Raw genomic sequence first — 405 nt, 5'->3', positions numbered from 1 at the left:
GGACGCCGGCGCGGACGGCGAACCGCCCGCGCTCGACTGACACAGCGGGCGCGAGCGCGGCGGCCGGCCTCGTCTATTTTTGACAAATCAGCCTGCAGCGCTTGCCCATCAAGCGCCTGCAGCTCACTTTTCAGGAGTAGCCATGGTCAGCACCACCGACATCGCCCTGCCCCACGGCAGCACCCTGCACTGCCGCGTGAGCGGCGAACGCGGCCGGCCCGTGCTCATGTTCCTGCACGGCTTCCCCGAAGGCGCCTTCATCTGGGACGATCTGCTGGCGCATTTTGCGCGGCCCGAGCACGGCGGCTACCGCTGCGTGGCGCCCAATCTGCGCGGCTTCGCAGCGTCGAGCAGCCCGGCCGAGCCCCAGGCCTACCGCGCCAAGCACCTGGTGCAGGACATCGC

The 405-nt window shown here is 69.9% G+C and carries 1 protein-coding gene; it reads left to right on the top strand.

The window, feature by feature from the left end:
• Positions 1–142 precede the first annotated feature (142 nt).
• Positions 143–405, top strand: a 263-nt coding sequence (locus QZH66_RS18625; RefSeq protein ID WP_305807265.1) for an alpha/beta fold hydrolase, incomplete at its 3' end; no start/stop codon positions are given.

Source organism: Stenotrophomonas sp. YIM B06876, assembly GCF_030711595.1.
GTDB lineage: Bacteria > Pseudomonadota > Gammaproteobacteria > Xanthomonadales > Xanthomonadaceae > Stenotrophomonas.
The sequence above is the reverse complement of the archived record's forward strand: the minus strand, read 5'-3'. Positions and strand labels throughout refer to the sequence as shown.